Genomic DNA, 20570 nt, shown 5'->3' with positions numbered 1-20570 from the left:
ACCGGGCATTATTTATAAAGGAATCCGAATTAATAGATTCGCTTAGCCTCGATTTGCAGCCGAGTGTATCAGTAAAGTCTTAAATGTTTACTTGAGATCTTCCCGTCGGAGAAATGTGAAATACGCCCTGAGAAAGGGCGTATTCGAGAGGGGAAGTTGACCCGGCGTGCGGGTCAGGGCGCCGATGCGTTGGTGCTGCTGCCTGTCGGCGGGTTGCCCATCGCCTGGAACAGCGCGGCTGTATCCGAGAGACGCGCACCGCGATAGCGGATCGCATCGAGGCTGGCGTTGCGCCATTGCTGCTCGCTCTGGCGCACGGCGTAGTAAGGCACCGCGCCCAGCTTGTAGCGCGCGTGGGTGTCGTCGTAGACGCCTTGCGCGGTCTGCGCCGACGTGCTGGCCGAATCGAGCGCCTGCGCATCGTGCTCCAGCGCGGCGAGCCGGTCGGCGACGTCCTGAAACGCCGCGAGCACGGTCTGCTTGTACGACGCGTTGGCCGCGTCATACGACTGCAGCGCCGCGCGCCGCTGCGCCATCAGCGCGCCGCCGTGAAAGATCGGCTGCGTGAGCGATGCGCCGATCGCCCACAATGCGCCCACGCCCGATGTCGCGACCGGCCAGCTAAAGCCGCCCTGGCCGAGTCCCGCGCTCAGCGTGATGCTCGGGAACATCTGCGCCGTGGCCGCGCCCACATCGGCGGAAGCGGCGATCAGCGCGGCGCCAGCCGCCTCGATATCGGGACGCGTCTTCAGCAGATCGGACGGCACCACCACCGGCACCTGTTGCGGCAGATGGAAACTCGCGAGATCGAGATCGGCGGGCGCCTGGTCGGGCGTGCGTCCGAGCAGCACGGCCAGCGCGTGTCGCATCGCCGCCGCCTGCTGCTGCAACCCCGGCAGATTGGTGGCGAGCGCCGCCGCGCTTTGCTGCGCGTTGAGCACATCGGTATGCGAAACCGCGCCCAGCGCGTAGCGTTTTTGCAGATCGTCGGCCTGCGCATTGGCAATGGCGATGAGCTTTTCCGTCGTGTCGATCTGCGCGTGCAGTGTCGCCACGCCCAGCGCGCTGGCGACGATATTCGCCGCGAGCGCGCGGCGCGCCGCTTCGTACTGGAACGCCTGCATATTCACGCGCGAAGCGAGCGCGGCGTTATTCAGCCGCGACGCGCCGAAAATATCGAAGGAATAGCGCACTTCGACCAGCCCGGCGAACAGGTTGTATTCGAGCTTGTCGATACCCAGTTGCGGAATGCCGGGCGCGCGCTGACGCTGCGCCGTGCCGATCGCATCGACAGTCGGCAGCAGGGAACTGCCGATCTGGCCGCGCAACTGTTCGCGCGCCGCTTGCAGGCTGTGATTCGCGGTGGCCAGATTCGGGCTGTTCGCGAGGCCTTCCTCGACCAGCGCATCGAGCGCCGCCGAATCGAACTGCGTCCACCATTGCGGCACCGGTTGGCCGCCCACCACGAACTGCTGCGCCACGCCTTGCGCGGCCACGGTTTGATCGGGCTGCGGCGCGGCGCCGTAATGCGCGGGCTCGGGGATCACCGGCGCGGTGCCATTCGGCCCGAACGAGCAGCCGCTGGCCAGCAGCGCGGCGACAGCCGCCGCACATACGCGCAACCGTGAGGTTTTCATCAGCGCGGAATCTTTCATGATGCGTTCTCCGCGTCAGGTTGTGCCGCGTCGCTTTCGCTGCTGCGCACGCGGAAGGCCGCGGCGTAAAGCGCGGGCAGGAAGAACAGCGTGAGCACGGTAGCGCTCGTGATGCCGCCCATCAGCGCCGTGGCCATCGGCCCGAAGAAGTTCGAGCGCACCAGCGGAATCAGTGCGAGCACCGCGGCCGCGGCGGTCAGGATGATCGGCCGGAAACGCCGCACGGTCGCGCCCACGATGGCGTCGAAGCGCGGGTGTCCGGCGCGGATATCGCTCTCGATCTGATCCACCAGAATCACCGAATTGCGCATGATGATGCCGAACATGGCGATCACGCCGAGCATCGCCACGAAGCCGAATGGCTTGTGAAAGAGCAGCAGCGCAATCGCGACGCCGATCAGGCCGAGCGGCGCGGTGAGCACCACCATCATCACGCGTGAAAGGCTTTGCAACTGGATCATCAGCAGCGTCAGCACGGCGATGGCGAGCACCGGCAATTGCACGAAGATCGACGCCTGGCCTTTCGCGCTTTCCTCGACCGAGCCGCCCACCTCGATGCGATAGCCGGTCGGCAGCGTGCCGCGCATCGATTCGAGCTGCTTTTGCAGCGCATGCGTGACGTCGATGCCTTGCGCGCCGCGCCGCACATCGGCCTGCACGGTGATGGTGGGCTGCCGGTCGCGCGACCAGATCACGCCGTATTCCAGCGTGTTTTCCATATGGCCGATGGCGCCCAGCGGCACCGGGCCGTTCGGCGTCGGCATGGCGAGTGCGAGCAGATGGGCGGGATCGACGCGTTCGCTGGCCGGCGCGCGCAGATCGACGCTGATGAGCTTGTCGCGCTCGCGATACTGCGTGACCGTGTAGCCGGAGTAGGTCACCTGCAGGAAGTTCGCCACATCCTGCGAAGCGATATTGAGCGCGCGCGCCTTCTGCTGGTCGATGGCGAAATGCAGCGAGCGCTCGGCCGGTTCGTCCCAGTCGAAGCTGACGTTCTCGGTGCGGGTGTCGGCGCGCATGAGTTTCGCCACGCGATCGGCGATACCGCGCACGGTGGCGATGTCGTCGCCGCTCACGCGGAACTGCACGGGATAGCCCACCGGCGGCCCGTTTTCGAGCCGCGACAGACGCGTGCGGATCGCCGGGAAGTCGTTGCGCAACTTCGTTTCGAGCCAGTCGGCCAGCTTTTCGCGATCCTCGACCGACTTCGCGGTGATGACGAACTGCGCGAAATTCGGTTGCTGCAACTGCTGGTCGAGCGGCAGATAAAAGCGCGGCGCGCCCGTGCCGACGAAGTCGATCGAATGGTCGATTTCGGGGCGACCCTTGAGCGCTTCTTCGAGCCGCTTCGTCTGCCGCAGCGTGGCGTCGAACGACGCGCCTTCGGGCAGGCGCACATCGACCAGCAGTTCGGGACGGTCGGAACTCGGGAAGAACTGCTGCGGAATCTGCGTGAAACCGGCGAGCGCCACGACGAACAGCACGACGGTCAGCGCGAGCACGACGATATGCCGCTCGATGCACCAGCCCACCCAGCCGCGCAGGCGATGATAAAAACGCGTGTCGTAGATGTCGTCTTCGTGGTGCGCGCTCGCGCCGGTAGTCGCGTCGTGCTTGCGCTCGGGCAGCAGCCGGTAACCGAGCAGCGGAATCAGCACGACCGCCGCGAACCACGAGGCGATCAGCGCAATCGCCGAGACCTGGAAAATCGAGCGCGTGTATTCGCCGGTACTCGATTTCGCCAGCACGATCGGCAGGAAGCCGGAGACCGTCACCAGCGTGCCGGTGAGCATCGGGAACGCCGTGCTCGTGTAGGCGTAGGCGGCGGCGCGCGTGCGGTTCCAGCCCTGCGCAAGCTTCACCGCCATCATCTCGACGGAAATGATGGCGTCGTCCACCAGCAGGCCGAGCGCGAGCACGAGCGTGCCGAGCGAAACCTTGTGCAGGCCGATCCCGCACAGATACATCACGAGCGCGGTGATGGCGAGCACGATCGGAATCGTGATGACCACCACCATGCCGGTGCGCACGCCGAGCGACACGAGACTCACGACCAGCACGATGCCGACCGCTTCGGCCACGGCTTCGACGAAGTCGTCGACGGAATGCGAAACGGCGTCCGGCATGCTCGACACTTCCACGAGCTTGAGGCCGACCGGCAGTTCGCGGCGCAACTGGTCGACCCGCGCATCGAGCGCCTTGCCCAGGCGGATCACATCGCCGCCCGGCTGCATGGTGATGCCGATGCCGAGCACCGCCTTGCCCTGGAAACGCATCTGCGTGGCGAGCGGCTCGTCATAGCCGCGCCGGATCGTGGCGATATCGCCGAGCCGGAAACTGCGGCCATTCACGCTGATGAGCGTATCGGCGAGCGCCTTGAGGTCGGTGAACTGGCCGCTCGGACGCACGAACACGCGGTCGTCGGCGGTGGTCAAGGTGCCCGATGCCGACACGCTGTTCTGCGCGCCGATCGCCTGACCGATCTGCGTGGGCGAGATGCCCAGCCGCGTGAGCTGCGCGTTGGCGATTTCGATGTAGACGCGCTGGTTCGGATCGCCGAAGTAATCGACCTTGCCCACGTCCTTCACGCGCAGCAGTTCCTCGCGCAGTTTATCGGCGTAATCGTGCAGCTGGGCGGGCGAAAAACCGTCGCCTTCGAGCGAATAGATATTGGTGTAGACGTCGCCGAATTCGTCGTTGAAGAACGGGCCTTGCACGCCTTGCGGCAGCATCGGCGCGATATCGCCGACTTTCTTGCGCACCTGATACCAGGTTTCGCGCACCTCGGAAACCGGCGCGGAATCCTTCATCGTGAAGAACACCAGCGATTCGCCGGGCCGCGAGTAGCTGCGCAGAAAGTCGATATACGGCGTTTCCTGCAGCTTGCGGCCGATGCGGGTGGTGACTTCGTCCTCGACCTGGCGCGCGCTTGCGCCCGGCCAGAAGGTCTGGATCACCATCACGCGAAACGTGAAGGGCGGATCTTCGGACTGCGAAAGACGCGAATACGACAGCGCGCCGAAGATCGTCGCCAGCGCGATGATGAAGGTCACCAGCGAGCGATGACGCAACGCCCATGCGGAAAGATTGAAGCGGCCCTCGTCGTGATCGGCGCCGGGGCTGCGATCGACCTGATCTTCGCCTTCGCTCATGACGCGAAATCCTCGGGATGCAGCGGCGCGATCGGGTGCACTTTCTCGCCCGCGCTGACCGTATGCACGCCTTGCAGCACGATACGGTCGCCGTCCTTGAGGCCGTCCGTCACGGTGATGGTGCGCGCGTCGTAGCGCGACACGCTGATGCGGCGCAGTTGCAGCACGTTATCCGCGCCTTGCACGATCCAGAGCGCGGGCGCGTTGCCGTCGTGGAACAGCGCCGTGGCGGGGATCGTGAAGGCGCTGTTTGCGTCGGCACGGGCCGCCAGCGCGATGTTCGCGGTCATGCCCAGACGCACGTCGGCGTCCGGGTGTTCGAGCGTGAGCTTGATGCGCCACGTGCGGCTTTGCGGATCGGCGGCGGCGCCCAGCTCGCGCACCTTCGCCGTATAGCGGCGGCCCGCCAGCGCGGGCAGCGTGACTTGTGCCGTATCGCCGGTATGCAGACCCGCGATGGCGTTTTCGGGCAGATCGCTGACCACGTCCACCTCGCCGGTCCAGGCGAGCTGATAGACCGCCTGACCGGCCTGCACGTTCTGGCCGGTATCGGCGTTCTCGGCGGTAATGACGCCGGTGTGATCGGCGACGAGTTGCGTATAACGGCGTTGATCCTGCGAAAGCGCGAGTTGCTGCTTCGCCTGGTCGCGCTGCGCCACGGCGGACGCGTACGAGTCCTGGGTCTGCTCGAGCTGCGCGCGGGCGATCAGATTGGCCTGCGCCTGCGCGGTATCGCGGTCGAGCTGCTGTTTTGCGAACACGAAGCGATGCTGGGCAGCGTCGAATTGCGCCTGCGCGCTCGCGGCATTTTTGTCGTAATCGGCGGGATCGAGCCGCGCGAGCACCTGACCGGGCTTGACCGCATCGCCCAGGCGCACGTTGCGCTCGATGATCTTGCCGTTGACGCGGAACGATAGCGGCGTGCTGTTGCGCGCCTGGACTTCGCCGGGATACGTGCTGGACGGCGCGCTCTGGTCGGCGTGCACGGTCATCGACACGACCGGACGCGGCGGCAGCGCGGCTTCCTCGTGCTTGCCGCAAGCGGCAAGGCCGGTCAGCGCGCAGAGCGCCGCGGTGGCCATGAAGCGCGCTAATTGTTGTGGACGGGCCTTCGACGACGATGATTCAACGATGGCTCGGGACTGCCTGCGCATGCTGCTCGATGCGCCACGACTGCGACGATTCACATGGACCTCGATACGCGTAGAACGCACGCGCGCCATGTCCGCGCGCCTGTTGCTCGCGCCGGGCCTGTCGCGCCGCCGCTGAGTTCGCCTGCATGCAGAAGGCCCGCGCGCAGACGCGGGGCACGTGGATGTCTCCTCCGTCGCGCACCGGTCTCAGATGATGAAGAGGATTCTAATACAACGCTGTATCTGAATACACGAATGAATCCGAGGAAAGATTCAGTGTTAGACTCGCGCTACCGTCCGGGTCATGCCCATGGCATCGTCGCGGCGGCACCGTCCCCAAAAAATCTCACTCGCTTTCCCACACCATGACGCGCCCAGCCACTCCGCGCACCCGACTCACCCGCGAGCAGAGCCGCGACCAGACACGCGAGCGCCTGCTCGATGCCGCGCAGGCGCTGTTCATGACCAAGGGATTTGTCGGCGCGAGTGTGGAGGACATCGCGCACGAAGCGGGCTACACGCGTGGCGCTTTCTACTCGAATTTCGAGAGCAAGGCCGAACTGATGGTGGAACTGCTGCGGCGCGATCATGAGGCGATGGAAGTCGATCTGCGCGCGATCTTCGAGGCGAACGCCCCGCGCGAAGACATGGAAGCGCGCGTGCTGACCTTCTATAGCCGTCTGCCGCAGGACAACAAGATGTTCCTGCTGTGGGTGGAAGCCAAACTGCTCGCGGCCCGCGACGCGCGTTTTCGCACGCGTTTCAACGCCTTCATGAAGGAAAAGCGCGAGCGTCTTGCCGCTTACATTGAAGAATTTTCCGCGCGCGTGGGCACGCCGCTGCCGATCGCGCCGGACCTGATGGCGCTCGGCCTGATGGGTTTGTGCGACGGCGTGCAGTTCCTGTCCACGGCCGATCCGCAGCACGTGACGCTGCCGGTGGTGGAAGAGGTGCTGGGCCGCTTCTTCGCGCGTGTGGTGTTCGGCCGCGACGCCTGAACCGGTCGCGCGAAGCGCCTCAGATACCGAGGCCAGGACCGTAGTTGCTGCCGATCAGGCGCGTGACCGAGGCCACGTCGCGATAATCCTGCTCGGGCATTCCGTCGAGAATCGCCAGCACCTCGTTGCTCGCGCCGGCCGTGCGCGCGGCTTCGACGAGATCGTCCTTGTTCGCGGGCCAGCGCACTTCGCGCAGCACGTCGCTGAACTGGAGATCGATGGGTTCTTCGGGGATCGACGAGGCGGACATGCGCAAAATCCTTGGCGCGGCAGCGCGCGGGCGTGACGCTTGGGTGAGTCGGCGGAAAAATCAGCTCGTGTCGAAGCAAAAAAACAGCTTGAGCAGCGGTCTTTCGATGAACTCGACCGGCCGCTGGCGTCGCGCTAACCAGCATACACACATCCCGCGCCGCGCCGCCGACAGGTGCGCAGCGGGTGCCGCCATGCCTTTTTGCTAACGCTCAAGCTCAGGTCTGCTGATGCAGGATCGGGCTGAGCGTGCGATCGAGGCGATGGGACTTGGGCAGGCTTAGATATTCCCAATGCTGCACGCCTGTGGCGCTAGGCACGTCGGGCGCGGGCGGCGCCACCGGCACATCGGCCATGGGCGAGCGCAGGGCGGACACGGGCGCGCTGGCCCGGTCGATCTGGGCGTCCTGCGTGCGCACAGGTGCGGCGAAGCACGAGGCCGACAGCAGCACGGTAGTCAACACTGTCGAGGTTTTCATCGCTCGACCTCCTTTCCTCATGCGGCCCGAAGGACGCAGCAAGTGCCGTGCCGTTGCGGTCAGGCTGACCGGACGAGGCAGGGCAGCCGCGAGCAGGAAGCTGGAGAAACCTCGCGGGCCACACGGCGCCGCAGGGCGTGCGGGAAAGCAGCGACAGAACAATGAAAGTATCTGTCAGCGTGCGCGCGCGAGCGGAAATCCAATAATGGCAGCAAATGCGGCCTTACGTCTCGCACGCACGTGCTTTTTTGATTTGTCTCATGAAATCAGTGATCTAGACGTTAATACACGTCAATCGCGTGCTTATCGCTCGGGGTTCATCCGCTGATAGGCGTCGAGCAGCGACGTCTTGTAAACCACGCCCGCCAGACGGGGTTGCTGCGCGCTTTCGATCACCGGCAGACGCTCGCCCTGGAACGACATGAAGTGCTGTAGCGCGACCGCGAGCGGCATGTCGGGCGTCAACACGTCGAACGATGCCTTGAGGTAATCGCAGGCGTGCTTGTTCGAGGTATCGCGCTTTTGCAGCAAATCGTTGGTGATGTCGGCGAGGGCGACCGCGCCCAGGAACCGGCCGGTGTCGTCGGTCACATAGAGGTATTTCACCGGATATTCGAGGAACACGCGCGTCATGTCCTGCACGGTGGCTTCGGCGCGCACGACGGTATCGGCGGGACGGATCAGTTCGCGCATCTGCGTGGCGCGCAGGCGCAGCCGTTCGGCTTCCTCGCGATTGCGGTGCAGCGTGATTTCGTACATCGACTTCGTGCCGGTTGCGCGCGCCACGAAATAGGCGACCACGCAGGACAGCATCAGCGGCAGCACGACCTGGTAGCTGAGCGTCATCTCGAAGATCATCAGGATCGCCATCAGCGGCGCCTGGGTTGCGCCGGCCAGAAAGGCGCCCATGCCGACGATTGCATAGGCGAACGGCGCTGAAGTGCCATGCGGCCACAACGCGTGCATGCCCTGGCCGAACAGACAGCCGAGTACGGCGCCCATGAAGAGCGTTGGCGTGAAGACGCCGCCGACCGCGCCGGAACCGACCGTCGCCGCCGTCGCAACCAGTTTGAACACCAGCACGGTGGCGAGCGCCGTCCAGGTCCACGGCGAATGCAGGATCGAGTTCACCACGCTGTAGCCGTTGCCCCAGACTTCGGGCGTCCACACGGAAAGCACGCCGCAAACGAGGCCGCCCAGTGCGAGCTTCGCGGGCAACGGCAGCTTGAGGCGGCTAAAGCCGGCCTTCGTCACGTCCATCATCGAAAGAAAGCGCGGCGCCAGCACGCCGCACAGAATCCCGAGCGCCACGAACAGCAGCACCTCCACGCCCGTGACCGGCGGAAACACCGGCATCTCGTACGGCGGCTTGTAGCCCGCGAATTCGCGCATCGTGATGTTCGCGACCACCGAAGCGACCACGATCGGCCCGAAGCTTTCCATGACGATCGCGCCCAGCACGATTTCGGTGACGAAGAACGCGCCGGCAATCGGCGCGTTATAGGCCGAGGTGATACCGGCCGCCGCGCCGCACGCCACCAGCAGGCGCAGACGCTGCGGATCGAAGTGGACCCAGCGCCCGATCAGCGAAGCCGCGAGCGCGGCCAGTTGCACCATCGGACCTTCGCGGCCGATCGAGCCGCCGCTTGCGATCGTGAACAGCGACGACGCGCTGCGCCAGATGCTCTTGCCGACCGGCATCACGCCATCGCCGATCGCCACGGCTTCGACGTAGTCGGTGTGGATCGGCTTGCTGCCGGTGCCCGGCGAACTGCGTCGGGCCATCAGCAGCAGGCAGCCTGCGACGAAGCCGCCCGTGGCCGGCAGCCAGATGCGCGTATGCCAGGGCAGGCGGCGCGCCATCTCGACGAAACTGCCTTCGCTACCGGTAAACAGGATTTGCAGATGGGCGATGCCTTCGCGAAAGAGGACGGTCGCAAAAGCCCCCGCCACGCCGACGATGACCGACCAGATGAGCATCGTGTGGGCGTCGGAAAGGCGAAAGAGGTCGCGGGCGCGGGTGCGCAGTTTCAGCAGGAATGACAGCACGGCAGGCGGGCAGGTTGGTCGGTTGAAAAAAGCCGCGCATACGTGCAGCGCGGCGCTTGAGGCAAAGAAAAAGCGGCCGCGCGTGATGCGGCGGCAGCGTTCAAGCGTGATGGTTGCCGCGCACAGGTGTTCAGCGCACGGCCCGGTCCAGTTCCGGGTAGTGGCGGAAGATGCCCGTGTCGTTGAACGGCAACCGGCGCTCCGACTGCACGTACGCGGCGATATTCGGCCGCGCGGCCACGGCATCGTGCAGCGCGACGATATGCGGATAGTGATCGGCGAGATGCCTGGTCGCTTTCGGAAACGCATAGCGCAGCCCTTCGACGACCTGGAACATCGACAGATCGACGTAACTGAGCGCACGGCCAACCATATGCTGCGGCCCCTGCGGATTCTGCGCGAGCACGCGCTCGAAATAGCCCATGAATCTGGGCATGCGATGCTGGATGAAGTCTTTCGAGCGCGCCTTCGCTTCGTCCTTCTGGTCTTCGTAGTAGAGGCCGCTTGCGATCGGATGATGCGTGTCGTGCACTTCGGTCACGAGATCGGCGATCGTCAGTTGCAGCCCGTTCGCGACGATGCGCATGCCCTCGTCGTGCGGCGCGAGCTTGAGCTTCGGACCGAGATAGAACAGGATGTTGGCGACGTGCGGCACGAGCAGGTCGCCGTCCTTGAGAAAGGGCGGGGCGTAGGGCGGGTACGGACCGTCGCTCTCCAGTTCGGCCATCATCGCGCCGATTCCCTCGCCGTCCTCTTTCGAGCCGCGCGCGACATCCACATAGGGCGCACCGGCTTCCTCCAGCGCGAGCCGCACGAATTCGCCGCGTCCCTGCAAACCGTCCCAGTAATACAGTTCGTATGCCATCGGTCGTCCCCTTGATCGGATCGGACAGTATGGGCCGCAACCGTCGCGCCTGGGCGCTGCGTGGCGTGGCGGTTTGTCGACGCACAAAGCGCGCCGCACAAGCGCAAAAAGCCCCGCCGGTGGCGGGGCAAGCGACCGGGTTGGCCGGTGCGCGATCTCTCAGGTGGTCCCTCGAATACGTTCCTGTCATTAACCGCAAGTCGTTGCAGATCGCTGGTATTAGCCGAACAGCCGTTGCACGCCCCAGGTAATCGCGAGGCCGCCGAACACCAGCCACACGTAGAGGATGAAACCCGTGGTCAGCGCACGCGGGCCGGCCTGGCGAATCTGCGAAACCCGCGTTTCGATACCGAGCGCCGTCATGGCCATGGTCAGTGCGAAGGTGTCGAGCATATTGAGCGTCGAGGTGGCCGGTTCGGGCAGCACGTGCAGCGAGTTCACCACCACCAGCGCGAGGAAACCGAGCGCGAACCAGGGCACCGCCAGCTTGCGGGCGCCGGACTTCGCATCATCGGCGCTCATTGCTCCGACTGCCCCGACCGCACTACGCGCCGAGCGATTGAGCCACACGCCGAGCACCAGCAGCACCGGCACGAGCAGCATCACGCGGGTCATCTTGACGATGGTGGCGATGTGCGTGGTTTCCGGGCTCACATTGCTTGCCGCACCCACGACCTGCGCAACTTCGTGAATCGTGCCGCCGAAGAACAGACCGGCGCCGACCGTATCCAGGTGCAGCCAGCCAGCGCGGTACAGCAGCGGGTAGAGGAACATCGACAGCGTGCCGAACAGCACCACGCTGCCCACCGCCATCGCGCTCTTGTGCGGCTTCGATTGCAGCGTCGACTCGAAGGCCAGCACCGCGGCCGCACCGCAGATCGCGCTGCCGGCGGCCGTGAGAATGGCCGTATCGCGGTCGAGTTTCATGAATTTCATGCCCGCCCAGGTGCCGATCACCAGCGTGCTCACGACGATCACCACCGATTCGACGAGCCCCGGCACGCCCACCTGAGCGATTTCCTGCAGGCTCACGCGCAGACCGAAGAACGCCACGGCGATGCGCAACAGCTTGCGCGCGGAGAAGTTGACGCCAGCCGCCCAGCTTTCGGGCATGGTGTCGGGCAGCAGATTGCCGTAGATCGCCCCCGCGACGATACCGACGATCAGCGGGCTCAAGCCCAGATTGGCGATGGCGGGCAGGGCGGCGAGCCGGGTAACGGCGAAGGCAAACAGCGCGACGAACAACACGCCGTTGATCTGGCCGTGTGTCGAGAGCGACGGGTGCGCAAGCGTAGGCGACGTAGTGGACATGGCAGTAGGCATTCCGTGGAAGAAGCAAACGGCTTCGAATGCGCTAATCCTAATTTAGATATAAGGATATGAAAAATCGTCATTTGCGAAGTAAACTATAAGTCAACCCTATAATTGACCGCGATGACCCCGGAACAACTGATAACTTTCGCTGCCGTCGCCGAGCATCTGAACATCAGCCGCGCCGCGCAGGCCTTGCATCTGTCGCAGCCCGCCGTGTCCGGGCAGTTGCGGCTGTTGCAGGAGGAATTCGGCGAGCCGCTGTATCTGCGCGACGGGCGCGGCGTGCGCCTCACGCCCACCGGCGAGCAACTCGCGGCCTACGCGGCGCGGCTGCGCGAAAACTGGCGCGATACGCTGGCGTTCCGCGACGCGCTGCGCGGGCTCGAACGCGGCACGCTGCGCATCGGCGCGAGCACGACGCCCGCGAGCTACCGGCTGCCGTATCTGGTGGCGGCGTTTCATCGGCGTTATCCGGACGTGAAGCTGGAAACGGCCAGCGGCAATACCGCCGATGTGGTGGCGATGCTCGGTCAACTCGATATCGCGCTGGTGGAAGGGCCGGTGGGCGCGCAACTGCCCGCCGATTGCGCCGTGCATCCGTGGCACGAGGACGAAATCGTCGCGATTGCGCCGCGCGGGCATGCGCTGCTCGGCGCCGTGGACGCCACGCTTGCAGCAGGCGCACAGCGCTGCGATCTGTCGGCGTTTGCCAATCTGCCCGTGGTGCTGCGCGAGGACGGCTCGGGCGTGCGCCAGCTGGTCGAGCGCGCGTTTGCGCGCGCGGCGGTGCCGATGCGCGTCGCGCTCGAAATCGCGGGCGTGGAGGGCGTGAAGGAAGCGGTGCGGGCGGGCATGGGAATCGGCTTCGTTTCGGCCATGTCGATGCGCCACGAAGACGGCGCGCTCCAGCAGATCCGCATCGGCCCGGAGCCCCTCGCGCGGCGCTTTTCGATCGTGGTGCCGCACGCGGGCGCGGCTTCGCGCGTGGCGCAGCGCTTTCTCGAACTCTGTCTGCTCGACGAGCCTGGGCAAAACGGTGCCAGTTCAGACAACACCGCGGCCGGCACAAGGTTCCCGCCTTGATTTAGGGGATTTCCACAATGGCGCGGGTTGCGGGGTCGGCGCAACATCGCGCCATCAATTTGACGGTTCGGAACCCAGGCGCCCAGGCGCTTTTTTTCGGCGCCAGATTGGAACCGGTTCCAAACACATCGCGCGGAGACGCGCAAATTCAGGCAAGCGGAACCGGCAGCAACGGGATGCAACAGGAAGACGACGATGGCGGAAGTAGCAATTGTGGCAAGCGCGTTTGGCGCAGGATCGATCTGGCGTGACGGCCATGCGGCGTGGTTCGGCGCAACGAAAGCGGCGGGCGCGGGCGCGTTCGAAGTGCGGCGCGAACTGATGCACGACGCGGATGCCGAGCCCGCTGCGCTGCGTGCGCTCGGCACGTCGCTTGCGGGATCGGGCTTGTGGCCGGTCTGGTCGACGCCCGACACGCTTTACGCCGATGACGGCGCGCTCAACGAAGCGCAACTGCGCCACGCCGTCGAATGCGCCCGTGCGCTGGGCGCGCGCTTCGTCAAACTGCAACTGGGCGGTTTTGCCGGCGAGGCGCATGTCGCGCGACTCGCGGCGATTCTCGAAGAACTCGGCCTGAAGGCACCGGAAGGCGAGGAAGGCGCGCTGCGTGTCGTGGTCGAGAACGGCCAGCTCGAACAGGGCGGCAAGCTCGCGCAGTTCACCGCGTTGTTCCGCGCCTTGCGCGCCGCGAACGAGGACAAGCTGATCGGCATGACTTTCGACATCGGCAACTGGCAGTGGACCGGCGAAGCGCCGCTGATGGCCGCCGTCGCGCTCGCGCCGTACGTCGAATACATCCATTGCAAGGCGGTCGAGGGTGAAGGCGCGCGACGCTTCGCCTGTGCGCCCGCCGCCGACGATCCGCTGTGCCGCGCCGCGCTCGCGCGCCTGCCGGCGAACGTGCCACGCGGCATCGAGTTTCCGTTCGACGAAGCGCGTATCGACGAAGACGCGTCGCGCTACGTGGCGTGGCTCGCAACGGCCTGAGCGCACACGCAAACGCAAACGCAAACGCGAAACGCGCCGCTCCCGAATTCACTTTTGCAGGAACGCATTCCATGACGCACTCACTCGATGTGATCACCTACGGCGAGGCCATGGCGATGTTCGTGGCCGCCGACACCGGCGCGCTCTCCGACGTCGCGCACTTCACCAAACGCGCGGCGGGCGCGGAGCTGAACGTGGCGACCGGCCTCGCGCGGCTGGGCTTCAAGGTGGGCTGGATGAGCCGCGTCGGCGACGATTCGTTCGGCCGTTTCGTGCGCGGCGTGCTGGAGCAGGAAGGCATCGACGCGCAGTGTGTCGAAACCGATCCGCGCTATCCCACCGGCTTCCAGCTCAAGTCGAAAACCGACGATGGCAGCGATCCGGCCGTCGAATATTTCCGCCGCGGCTCGGCTGCGAGCCACCTGTCGATCGGCGATTTCAAGCGCGGCTATGTGCTGGGCGCGCGCCATCTGCATCTGAGCGGCGTGGCCCCGGCGATTTCGTCGACCTCGCTCGAACTCGCCTTCCTGCTGGCGCGCGAGATGCGCGAAGCCGGCCGCACCATCAGCTTCGATCCGAACCTGCGCCCGACGCTCTGGGGCTCGGAAGCCGAAATGGTCGCGACGCTCAACGAACTTGCGCGTTTCGCCGACTGGGTGCTGCCGGGCGTCAACGAAGGCCGTATTCTCACCGGCTCCGACGATCCCGAGTTGATCGCGCGCTTCTATCTGGAGCGCGGCGCGCGCGGCGTGATCGTCAAGCTGGGCGCCGAAGGCGCGTACTTCGAGACCAACACCGGCGAGCGCGGCCATGTGCAGGCGCAGCGCGTGGAAAACGTGGTCGATACCGTGGGTGCGGGCGATGGCTTTGCCGTCGGCGTGGTGAGCGCGCTGCTCGAAGGGCGCACGCTGCCGCAGGCGGTCGCGCGCGGCAACCGCATCGGCGCGCTCGCGGTGCAGGTGATCGGCGATTCGGAAGGGCTGCCGACGCGTGCCGAACTGGACGCGCTTGAAGCCCACGACGCCCACGACCGCAGCCCCGCGCAGGCCGCCGCGTAACACAGCCTCAACGCCCCCATTCAAGCCGCTTTGCAAGGAACGGTACGGGGCGCTCAAGCCAGCCGTACCGCCGAAAGGAGACACCGATGACCACAACCTCGCTTGCCCCGCGCCGCTGGTGGGCGATCATGCCGATCGTCTTTATCACCTACAGCCTCGCCTACCTCGACCGCGCGAACTACGGTTTCGCTTCGGCGGCGGGCATCAATCGCGATCTGGGCATCAGCCCCGCGCTGTCCTCGCTGATCGGCGCGCTGTTCTTCCTCGGCTATTTTTTCTTCCAGTTGCCCGGCGCCGTCTATGCCGAGCGCCGCAGCGTGCGCACGCTCGTGTTCGTGAGCCTGTTGCTGTGGGGCGGCTGCGCCGCGCTCACCGGCGTCGTCACGAATATTCCTTCGCTGATGGCGATCCGCTTCGTGCTGGGCGTGGTGGAAGCCGCGGTGATGCCGGCGATGCTCATCTACATCAGCAACTGGTTCACCAGATCCGAACGCTCGCGCGCCAATACGTTTCTGATTCTCGGCAATCCGGTGACGGTGCTGTGGATGTCGGTGGTGTCGGGCTATCTCGTGCATGCGTACGGCTGGCGCCACATGTTTATCGCCGAGGGCGTGCCCGCCGTGCTCTGGGCCGTGTGCTGGTGGTTCCTCGTGCGCGACAAACCCGCGCAGGTGAACTGGCTCTCGAACGACGAAAAACGCGCGCTCGACGCCACCATGCGCGCCGAACAGGCCGCCATCAAACCGGTCAAGAATTACGCCGAAGCGTTCCGCTCGCCCGCCGTGATCCTGTTGTGCGCGCAATATTTCTGCTGGAGCATCGGCGTCTATGGTTTCGTGCTGTGGCTGCCGTCGATCGTCAAAAACGGTTCGTCGCTGGGCATGGTCGAAACGGGCTGGCTCTCGGCAATGCCGTATCTCGCTGCTACCATCGCGATGCTCGCCGCCTCGTGGGCCTCGGACAAGCTCAACAAGCGCCGCGCCTTCGTGTGGCCTTTCCTGCTGATCGGCGCGATGGCGTTCGCGGGCTCGTATGCGCTGGGCGCGACGCACTTCTGGATCTCGTACGCGCTGCTGGTGGTCGCCGGCGCGGCGATGTACGCGCCGTACGGCCCGTTCTTCGCGATCGTGCCGGAACTGCTGCCGAAGAACGTCTCGGGCGGCGCGATGGCGCTGATCAACAGCATGGGCGCGCTCGGTTCCTTCGTGGGCTCGTACGTGGTCGGCTATCTGAATGGCGCGACCGGCTCGCCTGCGGCATCCTACGCGTTCATGAGCGCGGCGCTGCTGGTTTCGGTGGGCCTCACGCTCGCCGTAAAGCCGCGCCGCGACGATGCCCCTGGCTACGCCGCGCCCGCGCATGGTAAATAACGCATTCGACAACGCACCCGAACGAACGGAAACAGCGGACCTATGAAGCAGAAAATCGTTGCCTACAAGACCTTGCCTGCCGACGTCACCGACTATCTGCGCGAGCATGCCGAAGTCGTGTTCGTCGATGGCAGCGACGCGGCAGCCCTGGGCGCCGCGCTCAAGGACGCCGACGGCGCCATCGGCGCGAGCGTGAAGATTACGCCGTCGATGCTCGACGGCACGCGCATCAAGGCGCTCTCGACCATCTCGGTGGGCTTCGACCAGTTCGACGTGCCCGATCTCACGCAGCGCGGCATCGTGCTCGCGCACACGCCCGACGTGCTCACGGAATCGACCGCCGATACGGTGTTCTCGCTGATTCTCGCGAGCGCGCGCCGCGTGGTCGAACTCGCCGACTGGGTCAAGGCCGGCCAGTGGAAGGCGAGCATCGGCCCGGCGCACTTCGGCGTGGACGTGCAGGGCAAGACGCTCGGTATCGTCGGGCTGGGGCGCATTGGCGGCGCGGTCGCGCGTCGTGCGGCGCTCGGTTTCAACATGAAGGTGCTCTACACGAACCGCAGCCCGAACGAGACGGCCGAGCGCGAATACGGCGCACGCCGAGTCGAACTCGACGAGCTGCTCGCCACGGCGGATTTCGTCTGCCTGCAGGTGCCGCTGACCGACGCCACGCGCCATATGATCGGCGCGGAGCAGTTCGCGAAGATGAAGAAGAGCGCGATCCTCATCAACGCCTCGCGCGGCGCGACCGTCGACGAAAAGGCGCTGATCGCCGCGCTCGAAGCGGGCACGATCCACGGCGCGGGTCTGGACGTATTCGAGCAGGAGCCGATCGATCCGGCTTCGCCGCTGCTGCGCATGCCGAATGTGGTGGCGCTGCCGCACATCGGTTCGGCTACGCACGAGACGCGTCACGCGATGGCGCTCAACGCGGCCGAAAACCTGGTGGCGGCGCTGGCCGGCACGCTGCGCACCAACATCGTCAACCGCGAGGTGCTGGCGCGATGAGCGTGGGTGCGAGCGGCCCGGACGCGCAGGACAGCGCGGCAAGCGCCGGCACGGCACGCCGCGCGACCATCAGCGATGTCGCGCGCGAAGCGGGCACGGGCAAGACCAGCATTTCGCGCTACCTGAACGGCGAGTTGTCGGTGCTGTCGCCCGATCTGCGTGCGCGCATCGAAGCGGCCATCGAACGGCTCGACTACCGGCCCAACCAGATGGCGCGCGGCCTCAAGCGCGGGCGCAACCGGCTGCTGGGCCTGCTGCTCGCCGATCTGGCCAATCCGTATTCGGTCGAAGTGCTGCAGGGCGTGGAAGAGGCCTGCCACGCGCTCGGCTATATGCCGCTGATCTGCCACGCCGCCAACGAAGTCGATATGGAGCGGCGTTATCTGCAACTGCTCACGACGTATCGGGTGGAAGGGGTGATCGTCAACGCGCTGGGCGTGCGCGAATCGATGCTCAAGCCGGTGGGCAGCGGCGGCATTCCGGCGGTGCTGGTCGACCGCACGGTCGACGGGCTCGACGCCGATATGGTCGGTCTCGACAACGCCGCTGCCGTGCGTCAAGGCGTGCAGCATCTGATCGAGCGCGGCTACGACGATCTGGTATTCGTGGTGCAGCCGTTCGAGCACGTGAGTTCGCGCCGCGAGCGCGAAGCGGCGTTTCGCACGGCCACGCAGAACGCCCGCTGCGCGCAGCGCACGCATGTGCTGGATCTGCGCGAAGAGGCCGCGACCGCCGCTTCGCTGGCCGCCCTCGACCAGCATCTCGCCGATGCGGCACGACGCGGCGCCCGCTGCGCGCTATTCGCGGCCAACGCGCCGGTTGCGCTGCAACTCGCGCTCCATCTGAAGGCGACGCTCGGCGCGCAATGGCAGCAGCAGGCCGCGCTGATCGCCATCGATGATCCCGATTGGGCCGAACTGGCCGGCATCACCACGATCCGGCAGCCGACGCGCGAAATCGGCTATCGCGCCGTCGAGTTCCTGCACGAGCGCATCGAAGGCGCGGCGCCCGCCGCGCGCGCGGCGGCTTTTCCGGGCGAACTGGTCGTGCGGGCGTCGACGCTGGGCTGAAGCGCAAAGGCTGGGCGCGGCCGCCGCTGCGGCGGTCGGCGCTGCGCGATCGGCCCATTTTCTGCGATGATGCGGGCTGCGGCGGGCGACATGAGTGATTTTGTGCGCACGCCGGACGTCACAAGGAACCCCATGCACGTAGATCCGCTCACGCTCGTCTGCCTTTCTCTCGCGACGCTGTTCGTCGCTTTGCTGCCGATTTCGCTGTACCGCCGCCTGCGCCGGCCCTTTATGTTCGACTGGCGCGACACCATCGCCGGGATTGCCGTCTTCGCGCTGTTCGCCACCGTGGTCGAGCGCGCGCTCAACGGTTTTATCCTGCACGACAACCCCGCGACCGCCGATCTGCTGACCAACCCGATCGCCTTCGTCGTCTACGGCGCGCTCGCCGCCGGCGTGTGCGAGGAAGTGGGGCGCTACATCGCCATGCGCATGCTGGCGCGACGCGGCGGCCGTCTGCCCAACACGCCGCAGGACAGCACGGGACTCGCTTACGGCATCGGCCATGGCGGCGCGGAAGCGTGGTTTGTCGGCGTGCTGGTGCAGTTGCAGTGGATCTTTTTCGCGGTGCTCGCCAATCGCGGCGAGCTCGACGACCATCTGACCAATCTGACGATGGATTCGGTGCTGCGCGTGCATCTGGTGCTCGCCACGCTGTCGCCGCTGCATGCGGGCGTGTTCGCGCTCGAACGCACGGCGGCGTTCGTGTTCCAGATCGGGCTCTCCGTGCTGATGTGGCGCGGCGTGCAGGCCGGGCGCAAGACCATCCTGCCGATCGCCATCGGCGTGCATGCGCTGATCGACGTGCCCGCCGCGATGTTCCAGGCGCGCCTCGTGCCGCTGGTGGCCGTGGATGCGCTCTATGTGTCGCTCGCGATCGTCGCGGCCATCGTCCTGTTCAAGACCTGCTCGCCGCGTCGCAGCGAGCCGCGCACGGCCTGATCCGGCCAGCGTTGCTGGAATCGCTGGCTTTCCTGCCTGTCTTGCCTGCACCGGCTGGCCACGGCACTGGCGCCGCGGCGGCCGCTCGGGTACGCTTCGGCGCTATCTCGAATCACTTCACACCGGGCATTGCCGAGCGATGGAAGACTATCTGTATGAATGCGCAAGCGCCGATATCGAGCAGCTTGCGCGCGTGATCGCCGATCTGTTCCCCGAACAGACGCGCTTTGCCGAACAGGCGGCCGAAAACGGCTCGCCGCTGCTGGTCGTGCATTGGGTGGCGATGCGCATGGGCGCGGCTGCGCGCCGCATGACGCTGACGGTGGCGATTACGCCCGCCGCGATGGCGCGTTACCGCGCGCTGCCGGCGCGCCTGCGCGGGCGCAGTTTTGCTGTGCTGCGCGCCTACGTGGAAGCGACCATCGGCTCGCTCGAGGAGCAGCACGCGAAGGGCGAGGAAACGCCGCGCGAAGTCACGCTCGATCTCGACGAGGAATTTGCCTGAGGGAAGGGCGGCGCTCAGTCGGCCAGCCGGTACACCTTGGCGAAACGCGCGGCCTTGACCACGCCGTAATCGCCGGGGGCGTACTGCATGACCCAGTCGCCGGCCGCGCCGTTCAGACGGTCGCTGCCCGCTGCGCGCAGGATCGTGAAGGGCTCGTCCATCCGCTTGGCCAGCACGACGCTCGGACGATTGCGGTAAGCGCCCGGTTGACCGTGCGCGAGCGCGGCATCGGCGGGCAGATATTTCGGATCGAAGCGTTCGCGCGAAACGACCCAGCGCTCGCCGGTCGCGCCGGTGATGATGGCGTCGCCGGGTGCGTAGCGGTTCGGGCCTTCGAGGCTCATCAGCTCGCCCGGGGCGGCCGCGAATTCGACGGCGACGGTTTCGTCCTTGACCACGCGTTGTGCGGCGGGATCGGCGGCGAGGTCGAGTTGGGTCAGTTCGATCATGGTGGTAGCGGCGGACTCGTGCCTGAAAAGCATATCGGTACAAAAACTGCCTGAAATATAGGCTCAAGCGCCAGCGAGCGCAAATACCGCCCGCCGTTCAAACCTGCATCAAAACAGCCACGCAAAAACACGACGGCCGGGCATTCGAGCCCGGCCGTCGTGCGGTCCGCAAGCGTACCTTGAAATCGGGCCGCGCGCGAGCGG

Annotated in this window: 18 protein-coding genes; 9 read left to right on the top strand and 9 right to left on the bottom strand. The window is 66.0% G+C overall.

From position 1 onward, the window contains the following. Nucleotides 1-173: 173 nt before the first annotated feature. From G3N59_RS06150 to G3N59_RS06140, 3 genes are read right to left on the bottom strand one after another with little or no spacing between them, the layout of a single operon-like run. The gene (locus G3N59_RS06150) at nt 174-1655 is read right to left on the bottom strand and encodes an efflux transporter outer membrane subunit (RefSeq protein ID WP_205981673.1); all 1482 of its coding nucleotides are present in this window, start codon (nt 1653-1655) and stop codon (nt 174-176) included. Then, on the bottom strand, nt 1652-4807 hold the full coding sequence (locus G3N59_RS06145) for an efflux RND transporter permease subunit (RefSeq protein ID WP_205981672.1): 3156 nt from the start codon (nt 4805-4807) through the stop codon (nt 1652-1654). The genes G3N59_RS06150 and G3N59_RS06145 overlap by 4 nt, the downstream gene beginning before the upstream one ends. Further along, on the bottom strand, nt 4804-5889 hold the full coding sequence (locus G3N59_RS06140) for an efflux RND transporter periplasmic adaptor subunit (protein ID WP_241023220.1): 1086 nt from the start codon (nt 5887-5889) through the stop codon (nt 4804-4806). The genes G3N59_RS06145 and G3N59_RS06140 overlap by 4 nt, the downstream gene beginning before the upstream one ends. Nucleotides 5890-6305: 416 nt before the next feature. Here G3N59_RS06140 and G3N59_RS06135 point away from each other — a divergent pair, with 416 nt between their 5' ends. Next, on the top strand, nt 6306-6938 hold the full coding sequence (locus tag G3N59_RS06135) for a TetR/AcrR family transcriptional regulator (RefSeq protein WP_205981670.1): 633 nt from the start codon (nt 6306-6308) through the stop codon (nt 6936-6938). A 19-nt stretch (nt 6939-6957) separates the two neighbouring features. Here the strand turns inward: G3N59_RS06135 and G3N59_RS06130 are convergent, their stop codons facing one another. The 5 genes from G3N59_RS06130 to G3N59_RS06110 form a co-directional block, all read right to left on the bottom strand. Then, nucleotides 6958-7188, bottom strand: coding sequence for a DUF2795 domain-containing protein (locus G3N59_RS06130; RefSeq protein ID WP_205981669.1), 231 nt, complete (start codon nt 7186-7188; stop codon nt 6958-6960). A 217-nt stretch (nt 7189-7405) separates the two neighbouring features. Then, on the bottom strand, nt 7406-7666 hold the full coding sequence (locus G3N59_RS06125; RefSeq protein ID WP_205981668.1) for a hypothetical protein: 261 nt from the start codon (nt 7664-7666) through the stop codon (nt 7406-7408). Between the two features lie 303 nt (nt 7667-7969). Continuing rightward, a complete protein-coding gene (locus G3N59_RS06120; RefSeq protein ID WP_205981667.1) occupies nt 7970-9715 on the bottom strand; it encodes a ClcB-like voltage-gated chloride channel protein in 1746 nt (581 codons plus the stop codon). A gap of 130 nt (nt 9716-9845) precedes the next feature. After that, nucleotides 9846-10580 carry a glutathione S-transferase gene (locus G3N59_RS06115; protein WP_205981666.1) on the bottom strand — a complete coding sequence of 245 codons (735 nt, stop codon included), beginning with the start codon at nt 10578-10580 and terminating at the stop codon, nt 9846-9848. Between the two features lie 219 nt (nt 10581-10799). After that, the gene (locus G3N59_RS06110) at nt 10800-11891 is read right to left on the bottom strand and encodes a YeiH family protein (RefSeq protein WP_205981665.1); all 1092 of its coding nucleotides are present in this window, start codon (nt 11889-11891) and stop codon (nt 10800-10802) included. A 123-nt stretch (nt 11892-12014) separates the two neighbouring features. Here G3N59_RS06110 and G3N59_RS06105 point away from each other — a divergent pair, with 123 nt between their 5' ends. The 8 genes from G3N59_RS06105 to G3N59_RS06070 all read left to right on the top strand — a co-directional run bounded on the left by G3N59_RS06105 (nt 12015) and on the right by G3N59_RS06070 (nt 19917). Then, complete coding sequence (locus tag G3N59_RS06105) at nt 12015-12977, top strand: LysR family transcriptional regulator (RefSeq protein WP_205981664.1); 963 nt, start codon at nt 12015-12017, stop codon at nt 12975-12977. Between the two features lie 195 nt (nt 12978-13172). Next, complete coding sequence (locus G3N59_RS06100; protein WP_205981663.1) at nt 13173-13964, top strand: TIM barrel protein; 792 nt, start codon at nt 13173-13175, stop codon at nt 13962-13964. 71 nt (nt 13965-14035) lie between these two features. Next, the gene (locus G3N59_RS06095; RefSeq protein ID WP_205981662.1) at nt 14036-15022 is read left to right on the top strand and encodes a sugar kinase; all 987 of its coding nucleotides are present in this window, start codon (nt 14036-14038) and stop codon (nt 15020-15022) included. An 86-nt stretch (nt 15023-15108) separates the two neighbouring features. Continuing rightward, a complete protein-coding gene (locus G3N59_RS06090; RefSeq protein WP_205981661.1) occupies nt 15109-16392 on the top strand; it encodes an MFS transporter in 1284 nt (427 codons plus the stop codon). Nucleotides 16393-16434: 42 nt separating this feature from the next. After that, a complete protein-coding gene (locus G3N59_RS06085) occupies nt 16435-17400 on the top strand; it encodes a D-glycerate dehydrogenase (RefSeq protein ID WP_205981660.1) in 966 nt (321 codons plus the stop codon). Further along, on the top strand, nt 17397-18470 hold the full coding sequence (locus G3N59_RS06080) for a substrate-binding domain-containing protein (RefSeq protein ID WP_205981659.1): 1074 nt from the start codon (nt 17397-17399) through the stop codon (nt 18468-18470). Before G3N59_RS06085 ends, G3N59_RS06080 begins: the two co-directional genes overlap by 4 nt. A 132-nt stretch (nt 18471-18602) precedes the next feature. Further along, complete coding sequence (locus G3N59_RS06075; protein ID WP_205981658.1) at nt 18603-19412, top strand: YhfC family intramembrane metalloprotease; 810 nt, start codon at nt 18603-18605, stop codon at nt 19410-19412. Between the two features lie 139 nt (nt 19413-19551). Beyond that, entirely contained in the window at nt 19552-19917 is a 366-nt protein-coding gene (locus tag G3N59_RS06070) for a DUF3022 domain-containing protein (protein WP_205981657.1), read from the top strand. A gap of 14 nt (nt 19918-19931) precedes the next feature. Here the strand turns inward: G3N59_RS06070 and G3N59_RS06065 are convergent, their stop codons facing one another. Continuing rightward, a complete protein-coding gene (locus G3N59_RS06065) occupies nt 19932-20366 on the bottom strand; it encodes a PGDYG domain-containing protein (protein ID WP_205981656.1) in 435 nt (144 codons plus the stop codon). Nucleotides 20367-20570: the final 204 nt, after the last annotated feature.

Origin of the sequence: Paraburkholderia sp. Ac-20340 (genome assembly GCF_017104965.1) — a bacterium.
Classification (GTDB): domain Bacteria; phylum Pseudomonadota; class Gammaproteobacteria; order Burkholderiales; family Burkholderiaceae; genus Paraburkholderia.
The sequence above is the reverse complement of the archived record's forward strand: the minus strand, read 5'-3'. Positions and strand labels throughout refer to the sequence as shown.